Annotated in this window: 18 protein-coding genes and 1 other RNA gene; 12 read left to right on the forward strand and 7 right to left on the reverse strand. The window is 60.1% G+C overall.

The genetic code is table 11. The features are described 5' to 3' along the window. The first annotated feature begins 4 nt into the window (after positions 1-4). Genes ACFOKJ_RS16800 through ACFOKJ_RS16810 form a run of 3 tightly spaced genes read left to right on the forward strand, consistent with a single transcriptional unit; the run spans position 5 to position 3,662 of the window. Entirely contained in the window at positions 5-517 is a 513-nt protein-coding gene (locus ACFOKJ_RS16800) for a hypothetical protein (RefSeq protein ID WP_390281780.1), read from the forward strand. Between the two features lie 17 nt (positions 518-534). Further along, positions 535-1,998 carry a type I restriction-modification system subunit M gene (locus ACFOKJ_RS16805; protein WP_390281784.1) on the forward strand — a complete coding sequence of 488 codons (1,464 nt, stop codon included), beginning with the start codon at positions 535-537 and terminating at the stop codon, positions 1,996-1,998. Further along, positions 1,995-3,662 (forward strand): restriction endonuclease subunit S, encoded by a 1,668-nt coding sequence (locus tag ACFOKJ_RS16810; RefSeq protein ID WP_390281787.1) that lies wholly within the window; start codon positions 1,995-1,997, stop codon positions 3,660-3,662. Before ACFOKJ_RS16805 ends, ACFOKJ_RS16810 begins: the two co-directional genes overlap by 4 nt. A gap of 252 nt (positions 3,663-3,914) precedes the next feature. Here the strand turns inward: ACFOKJ_RS16810 and trfA are convergent, their stop codons facing one another. From trfA to ACFOKJ_RS16825, 3 genes are all read right to left on the reverse strand, one after another. Next, positions 3,915-4,952, reverse strand: a complete 1,038-nt coding sequence (trfA, locus tag ACFOKJ_RS16815; RefSeq protein ID WP_390281789.1) for a plasmid replication initiator TrfA — start codon at positions 4,950-4,952, stop codon at positions 3,915-3,917. Continuing rightward, complete coding sequence (locus ACFOKJ_RS16820) at positions 4,945-5,262, reverse strand: hypothetical protein (protein ID WP_390281791.1); 318 nt, start codon at positions 5,260-5,262, stop codon at positions 4,945-4,947. Before ACFOKJ_RS16820 ends, trfA begins: the two co-directional genes overlap by 8 nt. A 686-nt stretch (positions 5,263-5,948) precedes the next feature. Then, positions 5,949-6,269 (reverse strand): DUF6471 domain-containing protein, encoded by a 321-nt coding sequence (locus ACFOKJ_RS16825; protein ID WP_390281794.1) that lies wholly within the window; start codon positions 6,267-6,269, stop codon positions 5,949-5,951. Between the two features lie 120 nt (positions 6,270-6,389). On the opposite strand from ACFOKJ_RS16825, the gene ACFOKJ_RS16830 reads away from it, so the two are divergent. From ACFOKJ_RS16830 to ACFOKJ_RS16840, 3 genes are read left to right on the forward strand one after another with little or no spacing between them, the layout of a single operon-like run. Beyond that, complete coding sequence (locus tag ACFOKJ_RS16830) at positions 6,390-9,092, forward strand: Mu transposase C-terminal domain-containing protein (protein WP_390281796.1); 2,703 nt, start codon at positions 6,390-6,392, stop codon at positions 9,090-9,092. Positions 9,093-9,100: 8 nt separating this feature from the next. Next, on the forward strand, positions 9,101-10,135 hold the full coding sequence (locus ACFOKJ_RS16835; RefSeq protein WP_390281798.1) for an AAA family ATPase: 1,035 nt from the start codon (positions 9,101-9,103) through the stop codon (positions 10,133-10,135). Beyond that, positions 10,132-11,439 carry a TniQ family protein gene (locus ACFOKJ_RS16840; protein ID WP_390281800.1) on the forward strand — a complete coding sequence of 436 codons (1,308 nt, stop codon included), beginning with the start codon at positions 10,132-10,134 and terminating at the stop codon, positions 11,437-11,439. Before ACFOKJ_RS16835 ends, ACFOKJ_RS16840 begins: the two co-directional genes overlap by 4 nt. Before the next feature lie 312 nt (positions 11,440-11,751). Here ACFOKJ_RS16840 and ssrA read toward each other — a convergent pair. Both ssrA and pyk read right to left on the reverse strand, forming a co-directional pair. Then, positions 11,752-12,113: a transfer-messenger RNA gene (ssrA, locus tag ACFOKJ_RS16845) on the reverse strand. 57 nt (positions 12,114-12,170) lie between these two features. Next, positions 12,171-13,595 carry a pyruvate kinase gene (gene pyk, locus ACFOKJ_RS16850; protein ID WP_390281802.1) on the reverse strand — a complete coding sequence of 475 codons (1,425 nt, stop codon included), beginning with the start codon at positions 13,593-13,595 and terminating at the stop codon, positions 12,171-12,173. Between the two features lie 557 nt (positions 13,596-14,152). Between pyk and ACFOKJ_RS16855 the strand changes: the two genes are divergently transcribed. Continuing rightward, a complete protein-coding gene (locus ACFOKJ_RS16855) occupies positions 14,153-15,607 on the forward strand; it encodes an aminoacyl-histidine dipeptidase (protein ID WP_390281804.1) in 1,455 nt (484 codons plus the stop codon). Positions 15,608-15,672: 65 nt separating this feature from the next. Here the strand turns inward: ACFOKJ_RS16855 and ACFOKJ_RS16860 are convergent, their stop codons facing one another. After that, entirely contained in the window at positions 15,673-16,782 is a 1,110-nt protein-coding gene (locus ACFOKJ_RS16860; protein WP_390281806.1) for a substrate-binding domain-containing protein, read from the reverse strand. Positions 16,783-16,999: 217 nt separating this feature from the next. On the opposite strand from ACFOKJ_RS16860, the gene ACFOKJ_RS16865 reads away from it, so the two are divergent. The 5 genes from ACFOKJ_RS16865 (at position 17,000) to ACFOKJ_RS16885 (ending at position 23,078) form a co-directional block, all read left to right on the forward strand. After that, complete coding sequence (locus ACFOKJ_RS16865) at positions 17,000-17,473, forward strand: formate dehydrogenase subunit gamma (protein WP_390281808.1); 474 nt, start codon at positions 17,000-17,002, stop codon at positions 17,471-17,473. Beyond that, a complete protein-coding gene (locus ACFOKJ_RS16870; RefSeq protein ID WP_390281810.1) occupies positions 17,473-19,014 on the forward strand; it encodes a formate dehydrogenase beta subunit in 1,542 nt (513 codons plus the stop codon). Before ACFOKJ_RS16865 ends, ACFOKJ_RS16870 begins: the two co-directional genes overlap by 1 nt. Positions 19,015-19,137: 123 nt before the next feature. After that, the gene (gene fdhF / locus ACFOKJ_RS16875) at positions 19,138-21,999 is read left to right on the forward strand and encodes a formate dehydrogenase subunit alpha (protein WP_390281812.1); all 2,862 of its coding nucleotides are present in this window, start codon (positions 19,138-19,140) and stop codon (positions 21,997-21,999) included. Positions 22,000-22,046: 47 nt separating this feature from the next. Then, positions 22,047-22,826, forward strand: a complete 780-nt coding sequence (gene fdhD, locus ACFOKJ_RS16880) for a formate dehydrogenase accessory sulfurtransferase FdhD (protein WP_390281814.1) — start codon at positions 22,047-22,049, stop codon at positions 22,824-22,826. Between the two features lie 18 nt (positions 22,827-22,844). Then, the gene (locus tag ACFOKJ_RS16885; protein WP_390281816.1) at positions 22,845-23,078 is read left to right on the forward strand and encodes a formate dehydrogenase subunit delta; all 234 of its coding nucleotides are present in this window, start codon (positions 22,845-22,847) and stop codon (positions 23,076-23,078) included. A 354-nt stretch (positions 23,079-23,432) separates the two neighbouring features. Here the strand turns inward: ACFOKJ_RS16885 and ACFOKJ_RS16890 are convergent, their stop codons facing one another. Beyond that, positions 23,433-24,371 carry a choline ABC transporter substrate-binding protein gene (locus ACFOKJ_RS16890; RefSeq protein ID WP_390281817.1) on the reverse strand — a complete coding sequence of 313 codons (939 nt, stop codon included), beginning with the start codon at positions 24,369-24,371 and terminating at the stop codon, positions 23,433-23,435. Positions 24,372-24,404 lie beyond the last annotated feature (33 nt).

Consider the following 24,404-nt stretch of genomic DNA (forward strand, 5'->3'; position numbering starts at 1 on the left):
ACCCATGCCCATCGACAACTGTCAGCACACCTTTGCCGACCTGGCCAGCCACGTCCTTCCCAACTACATGGCAACGCTGCGGGCAGCCATCAACAAGCCCCTCTGGCTAGCCCGCTTTGCCCAACCGGGGGTAGCTGAAAAAACGCTCACCAAACAACTGGGCTTGAGCGGCGACTTCTCCGGCTGCTATGTCCTCCTCGAGCAAGGCCGCCCGTTCTATGTCGGTATCTCGCGCGGGGTCATCAAGCGTTTGCGCCAGCATGTCACGGATAAAACCCATTTCGGTGCCTCACTTGCCTATAAAATGGCGAGCCAGACGGTGGGCCATCAACTTACCCGCGACGAGGCCATGCAAGACCCGCTAATTGCCAAGGCCTTCACCCAAGCCCAACAGCGCCTCATCGCGGCAGATGTTGCTTTTATCCGCATAGACAATCCGCTGGAGTTGTACCTGTTCGAAGCCTACTGCGCCATGCAGCTCGATACGGCCGAGTGGAACACCTTCCGCACCCATTAAGTTTTTCCGAGACGTTCATGACCATCAGCACCACCCTCATCAAATCCATCCAGGACATCATGCGCCAGGATGCCGGCATCGACGGCGATGCCCAGCGTATTTCGCAACTTTCCTGGCTGCTGTTCCTCAAGATTTTCGACGACCAGGAAACCGAAATCGAGATGATGCGTGATGACTACGTCTCGCCCATCCCGGAAGACTATCGCTGGCGTAACTGGGCGGCAGACGCCGAAGGCATCACCGGCGATGCCTTGCTGAACTTCGTCAACAACCAGCTGTTTGATGAACTGAAAGACCTGTACACCGCCACCAACCCGCGTGCCGAGGTGGTGCAGGCCGTCTTCGAAGATGCCTTCAACTACATGAAGTCCGGCCAGCTGCTGCGTCAGGTCATCAACAAAATCAACGAAATCGACTTCAACAGCCAGCAAGACCGCCACCAGTTCAACGACCTGTACGAAAAAATCCTCAAAGACCTGCAAAGCGCCGGCAACGCTGGTGAGTTCTACACCCCGCGCGCGGTAACGCAGTTCATGGTCGACATGGTCAATCCGCAGCTGGGCGAAGCGGTGATGGACCCGGCCTGTGGCACCGGCGGCTTTCTGGCCTGCTCTCTGGAGCACCTGCGCAAGCAGGTGAAGACGGTCGACGACGACACCCTGCTGCAGCAAGCCATCCATGGTGTGGAAAAGAAGCAGCTGCCACACCTGCTGTGCGTCACCAATATGCTGCTGCACGGCATCGAAGTGCCCAGCCAGATTCGCCACGACAACACCCTGTCCCGCCCACTGGTCAGCTACGGCCCGCGCGACATGGTGGATGTGATTCTGACCAACCCGCCGTTCGGCGGCACCGAAGAGCCGGGCATCGAGGCCAACTTCCCGGCCGATGTGCGCACCAAGGAAACCGCCGACCTGTTCCTGGTGCTGATTGTCGAGCTGCTCAAGCAAAACGGCCGCGCTGCCGTGGTACTGCCCGACGGCACCCTGTTCGGCGAGGGCGTCAAAACCCGCATCAAGGAAAAGCTGCTCACCGAGTGCAATCTGCACACCATCGTGCGCCTGCCCAACGGCGTGTTTGCGCCGTACACCGGCATCAAGACCAACCTGCTGTTCTTCACCAAAGGCCAGCCGACCAAGGACATCTGGTACTACGAGCACCAGTACCCGGCGGGCTACAAGAGCTACAGCAAAACCAAGCCCATCCGCATTGACGAATTCGACGTGGAGAAAGCCTGGTGGGGCAACGAGGCCGACGGCTTTGCCAGCCGCGTGGAGAACGAGTTCGCCTGGAAAGTCACCATCGACGACATCCGCGCCAAGGGCTTCAACCTCGACCAGAAAAACCCGCACGTCGGCGAAACCGTCAGCCACGACCCGGACGAACTGCTGGCGCAGTACCAGGCGCTGCAGGCCGAGGCCCAAAGCCTGCGCGACCAATTGAAAGCCATCCTCGCCGCTGCGCTGGAGGGCAAGGCATGAGGCTGACAGAAGGCTTTAACCTGCTAGCCACCGCGCCGGACGGCATCAAGCGCCTGCGTGAGCTGATTTTGAGCTTGGCGGTACAGGGCAAGCTGGTGCCGCAAGACCCGAGCGACGAACCGGCCAGCGAGCTGCTGAAGCAAATCCGCGCCGAGAAAGACCGGCTGATTGCCGAGGGGAAAATCAAGAAGGACAAGCCACTGCCTGCGATTAGTGACGACGAAAACCCATTTGAACTGCCGGATGGGTGGGAGTGGGTGCGTTTAGGGGATTTGGGTTTCACCCAAACTGGGGGCACGCCGTCGAAAAATGAGCCTGCTTCATTTGGTGACGATGTGCCATTTGTTAAACCAGGTGACATTTTTCCAAACTATGTCGAGTATAAAAATGAAGGTTTGTCTACTGCTGGCGCAGAGCAATTAGGGCGACTTGCTCCGGCAGGCTCAATCCTCATGGTTTGCATTGGAACAATTGGAAAATGTAATTTCATCACACGACCTTGCGCTTTTAATCAGCAAATCAATTCAATTTCTCCGCTTGGAGGAAATTCGCTGTTTTGGCTATCGGTTTTACGAAGCTCCTATTTTCAAGCTGAGGCATGGTTACGTTCATCAAGCACCACCATCGCGATTTTAAATAAGGGTAAATGGGAGACCATCCCTGTTCCAATGGCTCCAGCTTTAGCACAATCCCGCATCGTCGCAAAAGTCGAAGAGCTGATGGCGCTATGCGATGCGCTGGAAACACGCGGCCAACTGGAAGCCGAGCAACACGCCCGTCTGACTACCACGCTGTTCGACGCGCTGGCCGCCAGCGAATCGGCGCACCAGCTGCAGGAAAACTGGGCGAGGTTGGCCGCAAGCTTCGACCTGGTGCTGGACCGGCCGGAAGCCGTTGATGCGCTCGAGCAAACCCTGCTGCAACTGGCCGTGCGCGGCCTGCTGGTGCCGCAAGACCCGGCCGACGAGCCGGCTAGCGAGCTACTCAAGCAAATTCGCGCCGAAAAAGACCGGCTGATTGCTGAAGGGAAAATCAAGAAGGACAAACCGCTACCGGCCATCTCCGACGAGGAAAAACCGTTCGAGCTGCCGCAGGGGTGGGAGTGGGTGCGCCTTGGTCAAGTATCAGATTTTATCAATGGCTTTGCTTTTCCAAGCAACCAATTCATCGACAGCGGAATTGGCGTTGTAAAAATTGGCGACATTCAGAATGGTCGGATTAGTACGGCCAGCATGTCATATGTTTCTTACGAATTTGCTAGTGGACTAGATTCGGCAATTACTGTCCACCCGGGCGACATGCTGATTGCAATGTCTGGAGCAACAACGGGAAAACTTGGATTTAACAAAACCAATGAGGTTTTCTTGTTGAATCAACGCGTAGGGAAAATAACACCATTCGGTGTTAATCGGAAGTTTGCGTTTCATTACCTAACAACCAAAATTTCTGAAAATCTCCAGAAGTCTGTCGGTAGTGCTATCCCAAACTTGTCGACAGCTCAAATCAAAGAAATTGAATTTCCACTACCACCACTCGCAGAGCAATCCCGCATCGTTGCTCGCGTCGAAGCCCTGCGCGCGTTGTGCGGCCAGCTACGCGAGCGTCTCGCCGCCAGCCGCCAGGCCCAGGCCCACCTCGCCGAGGCACTGGTCGCACAAACTTAAGACCGCACGTGCCGCAAGGTTGGCCGCATCCACACTGCGGCCAACCTTGCCCTGTGCCACTCAAGTCGGCGGCGCACGGTGTTGGCCGACCGCCATGGCCGGCTGGGTGATGAAAGTCGCCCGGCAGGATACTTGGTGGCAAGGCATCAAGGTTGGCCGCAAGCCATGCCGCGCTTGTGCAGGGGGTGCTGACTCGGCGGGCAGCCGCTCAACCTGCGGCCGAGCTGGCAGTAAGAATCGGCAGGCGGTGCATCAAGCCTGCCACCGTGTCAGCCGCACGGTAATCACCGTCCCTTGCAGCTCGTAGCCTGCCACCCGAATGGCTGCAGGAATGTCTTCACCTTGCAGTTTATCCAACGCAGTTTTCAGCCGCCGCCGGAACTCGCGCAAGTCGCACACCACGCCGCTGTACTTCCGCAGGTCCGATACTTGCAAGGGATAAGGCTTGGCGTGCGTGCTGTAGAAGCTGGCCAGCCACGCGGGCAGCCCGCTGAAATCGTGCAATGCCGACTTGCTGACTGCCGTCCATTGCTGCGGCCCGAACAGGGCAGCCATCGAGTCGGGAATGCGAAAGGCAATGATGTCCGCGCCCTTTATCTGACAGCTGCCGGGGGTGGCATCGTGTCCGTCGTCGAACGCAACGTCTATCAGGCTGGGCAGCGGAATATCCCTACGCCGGATACGCAGACGCAAGTGGGCAGCATTCAGCCGTATCAGGCTCCCACGCACGGCTTTAAAAACGTTGGTGCCGGGTTCGACGCCAAGGGCTTTTGCGAATTGCCAGTAGGAAATACGAATCCACGCAATATCCTGCGGGGTCGACAAGGGTTGTGCTTGCCGGTAATGGTCCAGACATACGGCAAACACGCGCTTGTCGTAGCCGGTGAGCCGGAAGCCGGTCAGCGTGATGGAGGTGTCACCCTGAGTGGCTATCGTCTCCTCGCTTACCGCTTCGTCGACAAGGTTGGCCGCAGCAAACAGGGCCGAGCGCAGCAGCAAGTTGGGCAGGCCGGTCTGGCCTTCACGCCAGCTGGGCAAATAGACCTCTATGCCCCTGCTGACGGCCTGATGCAGTCGTGCTTCGCGTAGTTCGCTGTCGGATGCATTGCCGGGCAGTGCCAGGATGGGCTCCTCGCGGGTGCGCTTGTTTGCGATGGCTTGAATGGTGTCGGCAGCCGCGACCGCGCACGCCCGTACTACATCATCGTCGTAAACCTCCGCCGCCAAACGTACGGCATCTGCTTGCTGTTGCAATCGTTCAATAGCCTTGCGGTTTGCCGTGCTAGCCATGCTGCCGCGCCTTCTGGATGTAGGCAATAAGCAAGCCGCGCAGCACGGCCGATGCCGTCATGTCCTGTGAGGCACAGACTTCGGCAAATTCGGCACGCAACTGCCGCGGAATCCAGGCTTTGAACTGTACGGCATCAGGCCGATGCCGGTCTTTGGGTGAAAAAGGGGTAGTTGTCACATTGTCTCCGCTGGTGTGTTTTTGGATACCCACACAGCGGTATAGCGACGAATACAGGCTGACAAGCGCTTGAAAATGAAACGTCAAAGAAGCCCCGGCAATAGCGGGAGATTTGACCCATTTCGCCTGCACATGTTGGCATGGACTGATGCCCCGCCACTGCCATCCGGCAACCGGAGCCGGACTTCAACACACGCCAAACAGGCCTTGGACTCACAGCAGACCGGACACGGAAACACGCCGTAGCGGACCTGAACACACGTTTTTGATGAGTCAACCTGAAGAACAGACACCGGCATAGGGGGATTTCAGCGTACCCACCGGCGGTAATCTCATAATCCCTTAATCCTCACCCTCGTCTCTTTCCAGGCGTGGTGCCGTCTCCCGAAAAAGGAACCCCGCGCGCCTACATCGATTTGCTGACCAGGACGAGCATCATGCAACGCGCAGCACCCAGGTTCTGCGGCGTAGGCAGGCTGGATTGCCGGGCCGATATCGGCCCCTTGGCAGCGGGGTTTGGGTTACGAAAATGAGGTACGAACCGACTAGGTGGTGAAGTCGAGAATTGCGGCCGCCACGATGGAATAGCGCACTTTGCGTGAAGCTTTATTGCTGGGTATCGATGCAGCCCCACCCCTGCTGTTTTGCTAGCTTGCGATAGCTTTCGGCGCCGTCTACGGTGACTGTATTGGCAAGCCTGCCAATAGTGAATACGACAACCTGCCTGATGACTGGCGCTCTAGTGCCAAGGCCGTGTATTGCCCTTTTTATGAGAGGGTACAAAATGCGGTGGGTGAGCTATGCATATTCACTATTGCTCAAACGAACCAGCTGTCTGGCTTCAGCTTGATAGGTGTCAGTTGGTCAGGCACGTCTATGGTCGTGACCTCCATGGCGGCCAGGCAAGCAAACAGGAACGCGGCCGAAAACCGTTTCCGATTCACCTTGCGGTTCAGCTGGTCAGGCGACTCTTCAATACCGTACGGCGTCAGCAGACGCGACAACTCTTTGTAGCCAATCTTCCGGCGTTTCATTTCCACCCGCAGCAACTCGTGCGCTCTGTCCTCCCATGGCAGCAGTGCAGCTTCCGGCTGCATTGTCACGATGCGTTTTTTGTTCTGCCCACTTCTCTGGTTCATGTTTCCTGTCATCCGAAGTGCCTTCGCGCGGCATTTTCGGTCGTATACGACCGAATAGCAAATCATGGTGATGATGGCTCCCTACACGCCCATATCGACCCCAGATTTTGAGCGCAAGCCATGCTATCCAAGGAACATATCGCGCACCTATTTGACTACCTCGGCACTCCTGCTGCCGGACGGGCTTTGGTATTGAAGGCCCGCAGTTGCGCGCCGGTGCGCGAGGTGCAATCGCGTGGCGGCAATGTCATTACGTTGATGAGCAGTCGCAAGATGGGCTGTGAAATCGCGACCGAAAGCCGCCACATCGAATTTGCGGCGGCGGTTGGACATGAGTTCGACGACGACGTGTTGGAATACTATCCGCAGCCGACCGAGTTGAAGCTGGAACTGTTAGACATCGCGACCGGCGAAATTAAGAACATTCATCACACGCCGGATTTTCTTGTCATCCGTAGCGATGGCATCATTTTTGAAGAGTGGAAATCCGAGGCCAAGCTGGCGCGCTTGGCAGAGAAGTATCCTTATCGCTATCAGCGCGGCAGTGATGGCCTGTGGTACGCACCGCAAATAGAGCAACAGCTGGCTGCTCTGGGCATTCGTTACCGCATCTGCAGCGATGCCACCATTTCGCGTCGCCGCGTCGAGAATCTCCTTCATCTGGCTGATTACTACTGCCCGACTTGTGAGCCTTGTGATGCAGAAGAGTTGGCGCGTCTACATTTCGCTCTGCATGAACACAGCACACTGTATTTTCACGAGCTATGTAGCACGCCCTTTGGCTTCCAGGCTGACCTGCTGAATAAAGCGATTGCGGACCAGCTGGTTGCAGTCGACCTTGATGCCGACTCATTCCACGACCTGCGCCGTTTTCGTGTGTTCAGGGATAAGACCGTTCGCGATTTCATGACCCGGCAAGTCAGTCACCATGGCATGCCGGGAATGACGAATTTCAGTCTGGATATCGCACCGGGTACCCAGTTTGTCTTTGAGCAGCAAACGCTCACCATCATGTTGGCCGGTGAGAAAGAACTGGTCTGCCGTAATGCAGTGGGAGGCACCGTCGACCTGGCTCGCGACTGGTTACTTGACGCCTACGAGCAGCGTCGAATCCAGCTACTGAATCCAGCACAACAGCCCACCCTGGACCTATGTCGTTTTGATGAAGCGCAACTCAAGCAGGCGCTGCAGCGACAGGTCATTTTGGAGTCTGGTGGCCACAAGAGGCAGGTCAGTGACCGCACTCTTCAGCGCTGGATGAGTCGTCAACAGTTGGCTCTCGCCAATGGTGCGAATGAGGTATTGGCGCTGGTACCGCGAACCGCGGCCCGAGGGAATCGTGAGTGCCGGCTAAGTGAGCAACAGATTGCGCTGATGGATGACACCATCGCGCAGCACTGGCCCAATCATCGCGCCATCAGTTTCAAAGCTTGTTACCTACTTCTTAAAAATGCTTGCAATGAGGCCGGCATCAAACCGCCGTCGTACCCAACCCTCATTCAGTACATCAAGGCAGCGGAAACGTCGCAGGACGTGCGCACCCGCCACGGCAAGCGTATGGCTTACCAGCAAAGCGAGTTCGTGGATGTGCTGTATGCCGACACCCCCACGCACGGTAGCCGACAGCTTCAATATGTGCATATCGACCATACGCAACTCGATATCGAGCTGATATGCAGCGAAACCGGCAAGCCGCTTGGCCGCCCATGGTTCTCTTTGGCGATAGACGCCACCACGCGTCGCATTGTGGCGATATATCTGACGTTTGACCCGCCGTCGTATCACTCGGTGATGATGGTTATCCGGGATATGGTTCGCCGCCATCAGCGCCTGCCCGAGTTCATCGTGGTCGATAACGGCAGAGACTTCATGTCGGAAGCATTCGAGTCGTTTCTGCAAGTCATGGGGGTACATCTGCGATTCCGCCCCGCAGGCCAACCACGTCACGGCGCGGTGCTGGAGCGGGTGTTCGGCCGCGTGCATAGCGAATATGTGCATAACCTCGCCGGCAACACTAAGGCGACAAAAAACGTACGCATGACCACTGGCAAGCATTTACCAGTCAACTTTGCGGAGTGGACGCTGGAGGCGATGTACTTCGGCCTGGAATATTGGGCATTCGAGTATTACGACCAAGAGCTTCACCCTGTTCTAGGCATGAGTCCCCGCGAAGCGTTTGCCAAAAGCGTTGCAGAGAAAGGTGCGCGCCTACAACGCAAGATTCTGTTCAATCGGGACTTCCTGATTGCCACCTGTCCGCCGGTAGACCGCGGCGGGGTGCGCCGGGTGAATCGTCAGACCGGCGTTAAGGTAAACAACCAGCTTTATTGGCATCCCGAGTTTCGTGACCCGAAGCTTGCCGGCCAAAAGCTGCTGGTTCGCTACGACCCGTGGGATGCGTCATCAGTGTATGTCCGTATCCGGGACGAGTGGCTGCAAGCTACTTGCCGCAATCTGCTGGGGCTCAGACAGCTCACCGAACTCGAGCGCCGGGCGCTGACGGAAGAGTACACGCAACGTAGCCACATAACCGTGAATGACGAGCGTAGCACGCAACGCCTGAAAGAGTTTCTACAAACGTTTAACCCCGAAGGCGCTTTGGCCGTCGCCATGGCTCGCCAGCAAGAAAACAAGGCGCTGTATGGCGCTTTACAGATGGGCTGCATCACGCCAGTGATGGCACCCAGAATCAGTAGCCTCAACAAAGGCAATATTTTGACCGTGGAAGCCACCGCGGAAACAAGGTCACGACACAGCACAGTCATTCCGGCACTGGGCGAGGCAGCAACACCGGACAACCTCCCTGACTTTGATGTCTTCTAAGGTTCACCATGACCCAGACCCCATCCCTCTCGACAGCACCTGCCACCGCTGCACATGTGCTGTCGCAACGCATCAAACACACCCGCATCGCACAGGTGATGAACGAGCTCGACACGCTGATTTACGACGGCAGTCAAGATAGCATCCTGTTGGTATGCGGCCCGACCGGTGTTGGTAAAAGCACGCTAGCGCGTTATCTCTGTGATGCCGCAACGCAAAAGCACGCTGCGGATATGCAGACTGATGCGGGAATGATTCCCGCTGTTTACATCGAAGCCCCTGTATCTGGAGAGAGCCAGTTCTCTTGGCGCCTGTTCTACCAGCGCATCCTGGAACAGCTCGAGGGAAACTTGGCCATGCCGAAGGCCAATTTTGGCATTGATGCCGAGACAGGTCGGCTGGTCAAACCGCTTGGGCCAACCAAGAATAGTCTGTCTGCACTACGTACTGCGGTAGAGCGGGCACTGCGTGCCAGAAAAACCCGCTTTCTGGTCATCGACGAGGCTGCACACATCATTCGCCAGAGCCGAAGCAACCAGCTGCACGTTCAACTGGATACCTTGAAGTCGCTTGCCAACCTGTGTGGCACCCAAATCGTGCTGGTCGGCTCTTACGACCTTTATCCGCTGGTTTCGCTCTCCGCCCAACTGGCGCGGCGGACCCATGTGGTGCACTTTGAGCGCTACCGACAGGATAGCGACGCGGACAGTCGTGCCTTCAAGGCCTGCGTACTGAAATTCCAGGATGCCCTGCCGGAGTTGTGGGGTAATCAGCTGCTGCAGCACGCCGAAGCGTTGCTTGAGAACACCTTGGGTTGTGTTGGTACGCTCAGCGCTGTCCTGACCCGTGCGGCGAAATTGGCGCAGCAGGCCGGGGGGTGGTCTGATGATGCGCTGCGACGTGCGCTGCTGACGGAAGCCCAGCGCCGTCAGATTCTTGAAGAAATTATGGATGGCGAGGCCGCCATTAATCCCAGCATGACGCGTGCGATGCCTGATGCAGGAAAAAGCGTCGCGCAACGTCAAAAAAGGAATGTGGCATGAGCCCGAACAACCCACGCTCAAGTCTGCATGCACTGACACCGCTTGGCTGCGGTACAGGACAGGTCGAAAGTTTGCAGAGCTACTTCTGCCGTCTGGCTGCTTCTCATGCCGTTTCGCTGCCGTCCTTGGCGCGGCTGGTGGCAAGTACATTACCAGGCGAGTTGCGTGAGAACTTTGACTGGCATGAGCGTAATTTGAATGGCACCAGCGATGTCTCGCAATCGTGGGCGGCTGCATTGTCATCGCTGACCGGTGTCGGTCACCTCGACAAACTCACTCTTTTGCCCTGGCGGGAGGTGATGGCCCAGCGCTCGCTGACAGCAAAGAGTGGGCGTTGGTGTCCTGAATGTTTTGCTGAAGACCAGAAACAGGGGCGGTCGCCATACTTCCGACTGGTCTGGGAGTTATCTGATGTCAAAGTCTGTCATCGACACCAATCGCCACTGGTCAATATCTGCCCTGATTGCGGCCGCAGGGACCCCCGTCACAAAGCAACGTACGTCATTCCTGGGTGGTGTTCATGTTGCGGCGGGTTTTTGGGGTGTCATGCCCAAGGAGATGCTTGTCCTCCCTCAGTGACTCCGGAGGCAATGTGGGTGTCCCGGCAAGCTGAACAACTGGTGGCGGCACAGCAGCAAATCAGTGTTACGCCAACTATGTCATCGCTAGCGGCGGCCATTCAGACGATTGTCACGCGTCTGGATGCAGGCAAAAGCGCTGCCTTTGCGCGCCGTATCGGTCTGAGCAAAGCGACGGTTCATCATTGGTTGAGAGATGGTGGCACGCCTACCCTTGGTGCTAGCTTGCAAATAGCTGCGCATGCGGGGCTGATATTGCCGGACTTGCTGTCCGGAAAGCTGGATGGTTGGGCGCCGCCCATGCCTGATAGCCAGCTGGTGCTAGATTTGCGAGTAGAGCTGACGGGGAAGCGCTCCGCTCCGCGGGTTCTGGATTGGGATGTTATCAAGACAGAGTTGCGCAGCTTTATGTTGCTGCCAGTACCCATCAGCGTTGCCGAAGCCGGGCGGCGGCTCAATATCGACGACCGACACTTGTACTTGCGTGCAAACCAAGAGGCCCGTGCACTGGGTGAGCGCTGGAAGCGCTATCTATCCATGCAAAAAAGACAAGTTTTGGCGGAGGCTAGGCCCCATCTCATTGCGGCGTGTAGTGACATTGTGATGGAAGGGAGGTCAGTCAGCTTGCGAGAAGTTGAAGCCAGGGTGCCAGCCGCTGTGCTCGGTCGCATCGAATCCCTGTTTGATGTGCTTGTCGATATCAAAAACGAGCTTGGCATCGCCTAGATACCAATTGCAGCGTACAAACAAAAGCCGGCTATGCCGGCTTTGTGCTTTGGTGGGCATCCTAGGTAGGTGCAGGTAGCAGCTGCCGCGAATGTACGGCAACGACCTATGACGTCCATACGCAAAAAAAAAGCCGGCTTACGCCGGCCTTTTTGCATTACAAGCCTGAAAATACAAGTGCCCGCTTCCCGGCGCTAACATACTTTGCGAATAAAGCAAAATGTGTCGCATCGAAAAATTAAGCATAAAGTGTCGTTGCCGACACTTTATGCTTAACGGCACATCGCTGATTTTAATGGCCTTTTAGGGTTCTGGTGGAGGCGGCGGGAATCGAACCCGCGTCCGGAAGCCCTCTACGAAGAGATCTACATACTTAGTCGTGTCATTTGGATTTGATTACCGACACGCCGACGGACAGGCTTGGCAGTAACGAGTCACCTTGCGTTTAACACCGGGTCAAGTAACCCGACCCGATGCGAGCTGGTGTGAAATGACTCTACCGGAGTTGCCCCCACAGCCCACCAGCGAGCTGCTGTAGAGTCTAGCGGCGGTTAAGCTGCTAGAGCGTAAGTTTCGTCGTTTGCGACTATATAAATTCAGTGTTTTACGGGGTGACTGAAATCCCGGTATGCCCTCATCCGCTTTGCAACCCCCGTCGAAACCAGGTCGCCCCCAGATGTGAGATCGATATTGTAGCGCAGGCCGGGGTTTCAAGGCCAGCGCTGCTTTTTTTATCTACCCTCGCCTGCCTTGATGATCTTCAGGGTGTTGGTGCTGCCCATCAGCCCCACGCTGTCGCCCACGGTTACTACCAGCACGTCGCCAGGGCTGACCCGGCCGCGTTCCAGCAGCTTGCGCTCGGCTGCGGCCAACAGTTTTTTCTGGTCACTGGCAGTGGGCAGCAGGATGGGGAACACGTCGCGGTACAGCGCCAGACGGCGGTAGGTAGCCAGTTCGGGCGTCAGGGCGTAGATGGGTACGCCGCAGTTGACGCGGCTCATCCACAACGCGGTGGAGCCGGTCTGTGTCAGCGCCACCAGTGCCTTTACCTGCAGATGATTGGCGGTGAACAGCGCCGCCATGGCGATGGACTGGTCTACGCGGGTGAATTCGCGGTTGAGGAAAGCGCGCTCCAGCTGGTAATCGGACGAGGTTTCCGCCTCCAGGCACACACGCGCCATGGATTCCACTGTTTCCACCGGGTACTGGCCGGCAGCAGTTTCGGCCGACAGCATTACCGCGTCGGTGCCATCCAGCACCGCGTTGGCCACGTCGGACACCTCGGCGCGGGTGGGCACCGGGCTGTTGATCATGGATTCCATCATCTGCGTGGCGGTGATGGTGAGCTTGTTGCGTTCACGCGCGATGCGGATCATGCGCTTCTGCAGCGCCGGCACGGCAGCATCGCCCACCTCCACCGCCAGGTCGCCGCGCGCCACCATGATGCCGTCGGCGGAGTCGATCAGGTCTTCCAGGTTGGCAATCGCCTCGCAGCGTTCGATCTTGGCAATGATGCGCGCCTGGCAGCCGGCGGCATGCACCAGGGTGCGCGCCATATATAGATCGGCACTGCTCTTGGGGAAGGACACCGCCAGGTAGTCGGCATCCAGTTGCGCCGCCACCTTGATATCGTCGATGTCCTTGGCGGTAAGTGCCGGCGCCGACAGGCCACCGCCCTGCTGGTTGATGCCCTTGTTGTTGGACAGCACGCCGCCCACTTTCACCCGGGTGTGGATTTCGTTACCAATCACCTTTTCCACCACCAGCACGATGCGGCCATCGTCCAGCAGCAGCACCGCGCCGCTGTCCACGTCCTGCGGCAGCTCCTTGTAGTCCAGGCCAACGCGGTTGTCGTCACCCAGCTCGCAGTCGGCATCCAGGATAAAGGGCTGGCCGTTGACCAGGGTGGTCTTGCCGCCGGCAAACTTGCCAACCCGGATCTTCGGCCCCTGCAGATCCACCATGATGGCCACCGGCACCCCCAGCTTGTCGGCGGCGGTACGTACCAGATTGGCGCGGTCGATATGGTCCTGCGCGCTGCCATGCGAGAAGTTCAGGCGTACCACGTTGACACCAGCCTGCAGCAAGCGCTCCAGCGTGGCCTCATCACTGGAGGCAGGGCCAAGGGTGGCGACAATCTTTGTACGACGGGTCATGGTTTGGTCTCCGTTGGATTTATATAGGGTGCCTCGAAAAACCCAGATTTCCAGGCGAGACAAGGCGCGAACGAAAAATGTCGACGCAGCATATGTTTGATATGTAAGGAGACACAATCGTGAGCAACGCAGTATCGCGACGAAAGCTGGAGTTTTCCGAGGCGCCCTGTAGTTATGGTACAAAAACACGCTGTAATTAGCAGCTTACATTAGTAGTTTTACTACTTTATCTATTGATAGCGTCTACAAGTCGAGACAAAAACGACAGGGCGCCTCGGAAACCCTGGTTTCTAAGCGAGACAAGGCGTGAACGAAAAATGTCGACGCAGCATATGTTCGATATGTAAGGAGACATTTTTCGTGAGCAACGCAGTATCGCAACGAAAGCGGGAGTTTTCCGAGCTGCCCTGCACTTTAGGCGCAATGACGCCCCGGTAGTGCTGTGCTACAGTGGGGCCATTCATTCCACAAACGGGCGATCACGAGTCGCCCGTTATTCATTGCCAATTCATTTATGGCATGAAACATCCCATAGTCTGCAAACAGGAGCATTTTCTGTGGTCAACATTGCCGCACTCGAACCCAAGGTAGTTTGGGAACACTTCCAGACACTGTGTGACATTCCGCGCCCTTCCAAGCACGAGCAGGCGCTGCGTGACTACCTGCAGGGCTGGGCCGAGTTGCGCGGACTGGAGACCGCAGTAGATGCAGTAGGCAACCTGATCATCCGCAAACCGGCTACCCCTGGCATGGAAGACCGTGTCGGCGTGGTATTGCAGGGTCATCTGGACATGGTGTGCCAGGCCAACACCGGCACTGTGCATGATTTCTTTAACGACCCGATCCGCCCGGTGCTGCAGGATGGCTGGCTGATTGCCGAAAACACCACCCTGGGCGCCGACAACGGCATTGGCGTGGCGCTTGGCCTGGCCGCATTGAGTGATGACAACATGCCGCACGGCCCGCTGGAAGTGCTGCTGACGCTGGACGAGGAAGCCGGCATGGGCGGCGCGCTTGGCCTGCAGGCCGGCCTGCTGCAGGGCAAGATGCTGATCAATATCGATACCGAGGAATGGGGCGAGTTCTACATGGGCTGCGCTGGCGGTATCGATGTGAACGTGCGCCGTGAATACGCTACCGAGCCGCTACCCGCCGGTTACGAAGTCCGCCAGCTGACGGTAGCCGGCCTGCGCGGCGGCCACTCCGGTGCCGACATTCACCTGGGCCGCGGCAATGCCAACAAGGTGCTGATCCGCCTGCTGCAGGAACTGACGGCCATTACCGACCTGCGCGTATCCAGCTTCAACGGTGGTACCGCGCGCAACGCGCTGGCGCGTGAAGCCTTTGCCGTGGTGGCCTACCCGGCTGCCGATGCCGCCACCGTGGCCGCGAAGCTGGATGCCTACCAGGCGCTGATGCGCTTCGAGCTGGCCGGCGTGGACGAAGGCGTGAGCCTTGCGGCCAACTCGGCGGAGGCTGGCAACGTAATGGCTCGCGATGCGCAGCAGCTGGTATTCGCTGCGCTGCACGCCGCGCCGCATGGTGTGAAGCGCATGAGCCAGCGTGTGGCCGGCGTGGTGGAAACCTCCAACAACCTGGGCGTGATCAGCATTGCCGATGGCAAGGTGTTCGCCAACCTGATGGTGCGCTCGCTGCTGGACAGCGGCTTTGCCAACCTGGCCAGCGAAATCGGCGCGCTGTTCAAGCTGGCCGGCTTTGCGGTGGAAACCGAAGGTGGCTACCCCGGCTGGGCGCCCAACCCGGCGTCGCCACTGCTGGCACTGTGCCAGCGCGTGTTCCGCGACAAGTTCGGCGCCGATTCTACGACGCAGGTGATTCATGCCGGCCTGGAATGCGGCATCATCGGCGCCAAATACCCGCAGATGGATATGGTGTCATTCGGCCCCAATATCCGTGGCGCGCATGCTCCGGGCGAGCGGGTGGAAGTGGAATCCGTCGGCAAGGCCTGGCAGCTGCTGCAGGCGATTCTGGCTGCCGTACCGGCCGCATAATCCGTTCGGTCCACATCAGAAAAAACCCGGTCGCCGCGCCGGGTTTTTTTGCGGCCAACGTTGCGCTACATCCCCGGCAGCACGCCTGCAAATGCCTCGGCAATGGTCTGTACCGTGCCGGACTGCGCCGCGTCGTAACCCGGCAGTTCGCCAATGGCATCGCGAAACTGCTGGCTTTGCAGAATGGGCAGCATGCGCTGCATTACCGGGTGTGCCAGTGTGTCGCGGTGCAGCAGGAAGAAATAGCGCTCGTTCTGCAGCGGCAGAAAATCCAGCTTGAAGCGCCGTGCGGCGGTTTCGATGCCCAAGCCGACATCGGCCATGCCGCTGGCGATAAAAGCCGCCACCGCGGCATGCGTCAGCTCGGCCTGCTCATAGCCGTGCACCTGCTGCGGCGCCACCCCGGCCTTGTCCAGCAGCTTGTCCAGCAGCAGACGGGTTCCGGAACCGGGCTGGCGGTTGACAAAGCGCACCTCCTGCCGCGCCAGATCCTCCACTCCGTAGATGCGGCGCGGGTTGCCGCGTGCCAGCATCAGCCCCTGGCGACGGTTTACCACGTGTATCACCCGGTGCAACGCCGGGTCGAAATGCTCGGCATAACTGGCTGCAATCGCCGACTGGAACTCGCCCAGCGGCACATGAAAGCCCGCCAGCTCGCACTCCCCCGCCTGTAGCGCCGCCACGGCATCCTGGCTGCTGCGGTATTTCAGCTCGATCTCCAGGCCTTCGTCTGCCAGCTCGCGCACCAGCCGTTCCACGGCAAAACCGTGGCTGGCATGCAGCCGCAGCTGGGCCCCGGCGGCCTGCAGCACCAGCCGCAGCTCGGCCTCGATCTCGGATGACAGTGTTTCCAGCATCGGGCCGATGCGCGCCTGGATGCGCAGATTGGCCCATACCAGCTTTTCCCCCAGCGGCGTCAGCCCGGCACCGCGCCCCCGCTTCATCAGCAACAGCGGCAAGCCCAGCCGCTGCTGTGCCGCCTGCACCAGCCCCCAGGCATGGCGGTAAGACGTGCCGCAGACCTTGGCCGCGGTAAGCAGGCTACCTTCCGCCTGCACCGCCGTCAGCAAGGCGACCAGCCGGTATGGCACCAGCTCGTCGCCACCGGCTACCACCTGCCACACCAACTGGCTTTCCACCTGCAGACGCTGGCGTTGATTATGTTTCTTGTGCATATGTATCCGGTCATCTACATCATATTGCAAAGCCTGCAAGAAGCTTGCATGCTGCCGCCTGTCACGCCGTCAATTATGTCTGTCAGTGCATATTTGGCAATGTACTTTTCCGGCCAGTTGTTGTCGCATACTGACAGCCAGACTTGCCTCATCACGCCACAATGTTTAGACCGATACTGTCATGCCCCATGGGCAGGCTCGCTACCGAGGTCACCCGATGACAACGCAACAACAGGCACGCACCCAGCTGCAGGCCATTCTGGACACGCACCGGCACGAGGCCGGCGCCCTGCTGCCCATCCTGCACGCGCTGCAGGACACGCTGGGCCACATTCCCGACTGGTCGGTGGCCGACATCGCCCAGGCACTGAATCTCAGCCGTGCCGAAGTGCATGGCGTCATCACCTTCTACCACCACTTCCGCACCAGCCCGCCGGCTGCGCACAACCTGCAGATCTGCCAGGCAGAGGCCTGTCAGGCGCGCGGCAGCCGCGAGCTGACCGCGCACGCCGAACAAGCGCTGGGCTGTGGCCTGCATGGCCGCAGCGGCAGCCACGACCTGGACCTGCAGCCGGTGTACTGCCTGGGGCTGTGCGCCACCGGGCCCAACATCATGCTGGACGACAAGCTGGTATCGCGCGTGGACGCGGCGCGGCTGGACCGTCTGCTGAACAGCGTGAAGGAGTCTTGATGAGCACGATCAAACTCTACGTGCCGCGTGATTCCGCGGCGCTGGCGCTGGGCGCCGACGACACCGCCACAGCGTTGGCCGCAGAAGCGGCGCGACGCGGCATCAACATTGAACTGGTACGCAACGGCTCGCGCGGGCTGTTCTGGCTGGAGCCGCTGGTGGAAGTAGCCACCGCGCAAGGCCGCGTGGCCTACGGCCCGGTGCAGGCAGAGGACGTACCGGCACTGCTCGATGCGCTGCTGGCCGGTGTAGAGCACCCGCTGTGTCACGGCCTCACCGATGACATTCCCTACCTGAAAAACCAGGAACGGCTCACCTTCGCTCGCGTCGGCATTACCGACCCGCTGTCGCTGGACGATTACCAGGCACACGAAGGCTTTGCCGGCCTACGCAAGGCGCTGGCGCTGAGCGGCAACGACATCGTGCAGGCGGTGCTGGATTCCGGCCTGCGCGGCCGTGGCGGCGCAGCCTTCCCCGCCGGCATCAAGTGGCGCACCGTGGCGCAGGCGCAGGCCGCGCAGAAATACGTGGTGTGCAATGCCGACGAAGGCGACTCCGGCACCTTCTCCGACCGCATGGTGCTGGAAGACGACCCCTACATGCTGATCGAGGGCATGACCATTGCCGGCCTGGCAGTGGGTGCCACCGAAGGCTATATCTACATCCGCTCCGAATACCCGCACGCTGTGGCGGTAATGAACGAGGCGATGGCCCGCGCCACCGCCGCCGGTTTCCTGGGCGACAACATCCTGGGCAGCGGCAAGGCATTCCGCCTGCAGGTGCGCAAGGCCGCCGGCGCCTATGTCTGCGGCGAGGAAACCGCGATGCTGGAAAGCATCGAGGGCAAGCGCGGCGTGGTGCGCGCCAAGCCGCCGCTGCCGGCGCTGGCCGGTCTGTTCGGCCAACCTACCGTAATCAACAACGTGATCACCCTGGCCACGGTGCCGGTGATCCTGGCGCGTGGCGCGGCGTTCTACGCCGGCTACGGCATGGGCCGTTCGCGCGGCACGCTACCGTTCCAGCTGGCCGGCAACCTGAAATTCGGCGGTCTGGTGGAAAAAGCCTTCGGCCTGACGCTGAACCAGCTGCTGCACGACTTTGGCGGTGGCAGCGCCAGTGGCCGGCCGCTGCGCGCGGTGCAGGTGGGCGGCCCGCTGGGCGCCTATCTGCCGCCGGCGCAGTTCGACACCCCGCTGGATTACGAAGCCTTTGCCGCGCTGGGCGCGGTGGTGGGCCACGGCGGCGTGGTGGCGTTTGACGACAGCGTGGACATGGCCGAGCAGGCGCGCTACGCGATGGAATTCTGCGCCATCGAATCCTGTGGCAAGTGCACGCCGTGCCGCATCGGCTCCACCCGCGGGGTAGAGGTGATCCAGCGCATCCAGCAGCGGCAGGACAGCCCGCAGCAGATCGAACTGCTGCGCGACCTGTGCGACACCATGCTGCACGGCTCGCTGTGCGCGATGGGCGGCATGACACCCTACCCTGTGCTGTCGGCACTCAATCATTTCCCGGAAGACTTCGATGGTGCAGGCGAATAAATCTACTGCGCGTCGCAATGCCGGCCCTGCGATGCTCGCCGTACCACTTGTACGGCTGCGCTTCTTAAACCGGCCTTGCACCGCTCGCGACGATTTCTTCACCCACACCGGGGAGAACAAAAAATGGATTTGAACAATAGTCCCGAACTCGACTACGGCACCCCTGCCCGCGTTTCCGAGCGCATGGTCACCCTGGAAATCGACGGCCAGAGCGTAACCGTGCCGGAAGGCACCTCGGTAATGCGCGCCGCCACCGAGGCCGGCACCATGGTGCCCAAGCTGTGCGCCACCGACAGCCTGGAGCCGTTCGGCTCCTGCCGGCTGTGCATGGTGGAAATCGAAGGCCGCCGCGGTTACCCGGCATCCTGTACCACCCCGGTGGAAGCCGGCATGGTGGTGCGCACCCAGAGCGACAAGCTGCAGAACCTGCGCCGTGGCGTGATGGAGCTGTATATCTCCGACCACCCGCTGGACTGCCTGACCTGTGCGGCCAACGGTAACTGCGAGCTGCAGACCCAGGCCGGCGTGGTGGGCCTGCGCGAGGTGCGCTACGGCCTGGCCGGCGCCAACCACCTGGACAGCAAGAAGGACGAGTCCAACCCCTACTTCAGCTACGACCCGTCCAAGTGCATCGTCTGCAACCGCTGCGTGCGCGCCTGCGAGGAAACCCAGGGCACCTTCGCGCTGACCATCTCCGGCCGCGGCTTCGAATCGCGCGTATCTCCGGGCCAGGATCAGCCGTTCATGGAATCCGAATGCGTGTCCTGTGGCGCCTGTGTCGATGCCTGCCCCACTGCCACGCTGCAGGAAAAGACCGTGATCAAGATCGGCCAGGCCGAGCACAGCAAGATCACCACCTGCGCCTACTGCGGCGTGGGCTGCGGCTTCAAGGCCGAGATGAAGGGCAACCAGGTAGTACGCATGACGCCGTGGAAAGACGGCAAGGCCAACGAGGGCCACGCCTGCGTCAAGGGCCGCTTCGCCTGGGGCTACGCCACCCACCCGGACCGCATCACCAAACCGATGATCCGCAGCAAGATCACCGACCCGTGGCGCGAAGTGAGCTGGGAAGAAGCCATCGGCCATGCCGCCAGCGAGTTCCGCCGCATCCAGGCCAAGTACGGCAAGGATTCGGTGGGCGGCATTACCTCCAGCCGCTGCACCAACGAAGAAACCTATCTGGTGCAGAAGCTGATCCGCGCCGGCTTCGGCAACAACAACGTGGACACCTGCGCCCGCGTCTGCCACTCGCCCACCGGCTACGGCCTGGGGCAGACCTATGGCACCTCGGCCGGCACGCAGACCTTCAAATCGGTGGAGCACAGTGACGTGGTGCTGGTGATCGGCGCCAACCCCACCGACGGCCACCCGGTATTCGCCTCGCGGCTGAAGAAACGCCTGCGTGAAGGCGCGCGGCTGATCGTGATCGACCCGCGCCGCATCGACCTGGTGCAGACCCCGCACGTGAAGGCCGACTACCACCTGGCGCTGCGCCCCGGCACCAACGTGGCGATGATCACCGCACTGGCACACGTGATCGTGACCGAAGGCCTGCTGGCCGACGAGTTCATCGCCGCGCGCTGCGAGGAGAAATCCTTCCACGACTGGCGCGACTTCGTCAGCAAGCCGGAAAATTCGCCGGAAGCCACCGCCGACATCACCGGCGTGCCGGCCGAAGACGTGCGCGCAGCCGCCCGCCTGTACGCCACTGGTGGCAATGCGGCCATCTACTATGGCCTGGGCGTAACCGAACACAGCCAGGGCTCCACCATGGTGATGGGCATTGCCAACCTGGCGATGGCCACCGGCAACATCGGCCGCGAAGGCGTGGGCGTTAACCCGCTGCGCGGTCAGAACAATGTGCAGGGCAGCTGCGATATGGGCTCCTTCCCGCACGAGCTGCCGGGTTACCGCCACATTTCCGATACTGCTACCCGCCAGCTGTTCGAGTCGGCCTGGGGCGTGACGCTGGACCCGGAACCGGGCCTGCGCATCCCCAATATGTTCGATGCGGCGATGGCCGGCAGCTTCCTCGGCCTGTACTGCGAGGGCGAGGACATCGTGCAGTCCGACCCTAACACCCAGCACGTCACCGCAGCGCTGTCGGCGATGGAATGCGTGGTGGTGCAGGATATCTTCCTCAACGAAACCGCCAAGTACGCGCACGTGTTCCTGCCGGGCGCCTCGTTCCTGGAAAAGGACGGCACCTTCACCAATGCCGAGCGCCGCATCTCGCGCGTTCGCCAGGTAATGAAACCGCTGGCCGGCTACGCCGACTGGGAGGTAACCCAGCTGCTGGCCAATGCGCTGGGGCTGGCGATGGATTACAAGCATCCGTCGGAGATCATGGACGAGATCGCACGGCTGACGCCAAGCTTTGCCGGCGTCAACTACCAGAAGATCGACCGCATGGGCAGCGTGCAGTGGCCGTGCAACGACGCAGCGCCGGAAGGCACACCGACCATGCACCTGGACGCTTTCGTGCGCGGCAAGGGCAAGTTCTTCGTTACCCAGTACGTGGCTACCGACGAGAAGGTCAACCGCCGCTTCCCGCTGATCCTCACCACCGGGCGCATCCTGTCGCAGTACAACGTGGGCGCGCAGACCCGCCGCACCGCCAACAGCATGTGGCACCCGGAAGACGTGCTGGAAATCCACCCGCACGACGCGGAAGAGCGCGGCATCAACGATGGCGACTGGGTTGGCGTGCAAAGCCGCGCCGGCGAAACAGTGCTGCATGCCAAGGTAAGCGAGCGCATGCAGCCGGGCGTGGTGTACACCACCTTCCACTTCCCGGAATCCGGCGCCAACGTGATTACCACCGACAACTCCGACTGGGCCACCAACTGCCCGGAATACAAGGTGACGGCAGTGCAGGTGCTGAAGGTTACCCAGCCTTCCGCCTGGCAGCAGGACTACCAGCGCTTCAACCGCACCCAGCTGCAGCTGCTGGAGCAGGCCGGCGCCGACGAAGGCAAGGCATGATGGCGCCGGAACAACCACCCGCCCCACCAGGGGCCAGCCACTGCCAGGTGCAAACCTGGCAGCACGGCCAGGTGGCTTCCGCCAGCGATACGCTGGCGGAAGAGCTGCCGGTGGCGCTGGAGTTCAACGGCATCTCGCACGCGGTGATGCTGGCCACGCCACTGGACCTGGAGGACTTTGCGCTGGGTTTTGCCATCAGCGAAGGCATCGTCGACAGCGTGGACGAGGTATACGACCTGCAGCTGGAGCAGCGCTGTGATGGCTTGGTGGTACAGCTGGACATCGCCAGCGCCTGCTTTGCCAGGCTGAAGGAAATGCGCCGCAACCTCACCGGCCGCACCGGCTGCGGCCTGTGCGGTACCGAGAGCCTGGCGCACGCAGTGCGCCCGCTGCCGCCGTTAACCCGGCCCGGCCTGGTGCATGAGGCCGCCATCCGTCAGGCGCTGACTGCACTGCGTCAGCACCAGACGCTGCAGCAGGTGACCGGCGCCACCCATGCCGCCGCCTGGTGCGGTGACGATGGCTGCATCCGCGTGGTGCGCGAAGACGTTGGCCGCCACAATGCGCTGGACAAGCTGATCGGCGCGGTGCTGAAATCGCGCCCCGCGGTGCGTGACGGCTTCGTGGTGGTAACCAGCCGCGCCAGCATGGAAATGGTGCAGAAAACCGTGACCGCCGGCTTTGGCTGCCTGGTGGCGATCTCCGCCCCCACCCGGCTGGCGGTGGATCTGGCCGAACAGGCCGGGCTGTGCCTGATCGGCTTCGCCAAGCCGGAACGCTGGGTAGCCTATAGCCACGCGCAGCGCATCCTGCCCGCCGACAACTGAATCTCACTGGACACAAGCATGGATATCCATACCCTCACCCGCATGGCCAACCAGATCGGCGGCTTTTTCGAAGCCATGCCGGACCGGCAGGAAGCGCTGGCCGGCATCACCCTGCACATCAAGCGTTTCTGGGAGCCACGCATGCGCCGCGAACTGCACGACTACCTGCAGCAAGCCGACAACAGCGAGCTGCTACCCATCGTACGCGAGGCCCTGCAGGCCGACAGCAGCTGGCAACCAGAGCAGCACTGACACCGACCTTCCACAGCCCGCCAAGGGTTGGCCGCAGCGGCGAAAACGGACAAGCCGGCGCCAGCCGGTGTCATCAAAGGCCAACAGCAAAGCCGCCATCGCAAGATGGCGGCTTCTGTCTGTCCGCAGCACTGGCAATCGCCGCCTCTGCTCGCCCCCTCAACAGCAACACCAAACAGGAATGCTGCCGATTCAATTACTTAGCTGCAACTACCCGGCTTTTCCGGGCCAGGTGACGCATAAATGGGCAGTTTGTCGGCAGATAGCACAAAGCCCTCGCGTAATACGCGAGGGCTTTGTGTCAGACGCTGGCTGCCATCACATAACGACGGTAGCAGCCAGCTAGGTCCGGGCTTAGTTGGCCAGGTGACGCTGCACTGCCGCCATGCCGTCCTTGCCATCGAAGGTGGTGACACCAGCCAGCCAGCTCTTCAGCATGAACGGGTTCTTTTTCAGGTAGTTGCGCGCAGCAACTTCCGGTTTTTCCTTGTTCATGATCGGGCCCATGACACGGTTTTCGATGTCAGTGGTGAATTGCAGATTGGTCAGCAGCTTGGCTGCATTCGGACAGCGCGTCTGGTAGTCGGTTGCCAGCGCAGTGAACACCTTGGCTTCGCCGTAGTTCGGGCCGAATACATCATCGCCACCGGACAGGTAGGCCATCTTGTACTTCACGTTCATCGGATGCGGTTCCCAGCCCAGGAACACTACCCATTTTTTCTGGCGAATGGCGCGTTCCACTTCGGACAGCATGCCAGCTTCGCTGGATTCCACCAGTTTGAAGCCGGTGAGACCAAACTGGTTTTTCTTGATCATGTCCTGGATCAGCAGGTTGCCGTCGTTACCCGGCTCGATGCCGATGATTTTGCCATCCAGCTTGTCCTTGAACTTGGCGATATCGGCAAAGGTCTTCAAGCCTGCAGCGGCCACGTAGTCGGGCACTGCCAGCGTGTACTTGGCACCCACCAGGTTCGGGCGCTCCAGCACCTTGATCTGGCCGGCCTTCACGAACGGCTCGATCATCGGCGTCATGCTGGGGTTCCAGTAGCCCAGGAAGGCATCGATCTGCTTGTTCTTGATACCGGCGAAAGTGATGGGTACCGAAGCGATGGTGGTGGTCGGCTTGTAACCCAGGCCTTCCAGCACTACCGATGCCATGCCGGTAGTGGCGGCAATGTCGGTCCAGCCGACATCGGCAAAGCGCACCTTCTGGCACTGCGCGGGATCCGCTGCCAGCACCGTGCTGCTGACAGCACCGATCAACAGTGCTCCTGCAAGCTTGTAAGCATTCATTACTTAGCTCCTGTCTTTTGTAATTCACTAGGT

Origin of the sequence: Vogesella amnigena (assembly GCF_042648905.1) — a bacterium.
Lineage (GTDB): Bacteria > Pseudomonadota > Gammaproteobacteria > Burkholderiales > Chromobacteriaceae > Vogesella > Vogesella amnigena.